1 protein-coding gene is annotated in these 528 nt (G+C 46.2%); it reads left to right on the plus strand.

Annotated elements, in window-relative coordinates:
• On the plus strand, nucleotides 1-528 hold a 528-nt coding region (locus ACS8FC_RS20670), incomplete at both ends, for an MFS transporter (protein ID WP_439298162.1).

The following is a 528-nucleotide window of genomic DNA, read 5'->3' on the forward strand; positions in this document are numbered from 1 at the left end:
CCAAAGCAATGGCGACAATGGGTCTGACCATTGGTACTTCTATTATGCTTGCTTTTGCTTTTGGCCCTTTATTAGTCGGTGCGCTTGGTATCTCGGGATTGTTTTGGCTGACGGCAGGTTTTGCTGTTTTAGCCATGCTGCTGTTATTGTTTGTGCCCACGCCATTACGTGTGCTCAAGCACAATCTGGACAACAAGTCGATTCGCGAGCAGTTAGCGACTGTCCTGAAGGTAGGGGATTTGAATCGCTTACACATTGGTGTCTTTGCACTACATCTAACGATGACCGCCATATTTGTCATACTACCGCACCAGCTCAAGGACGTCATGGGTTTGTCGGTGAGTCAGCAAGGCATGGTTTACTTGCCGCTCTTGTTTGTTGGTTTCGCAGTTGCGATTCCCTTTATCATCATTGCTGAAAAGAAACGTAAAATGCGCCAAGTATTTTTGAGCGCCATTGCAGTAATGACCGCAGCCTTGGCATTTCTTGCTTTTGGTAGTCAGATTGGCGTTGGTATTATTTTTGGTT

The organism is Psychrobacter sp. 1Y4 (genome assembly GCF_051847555.1).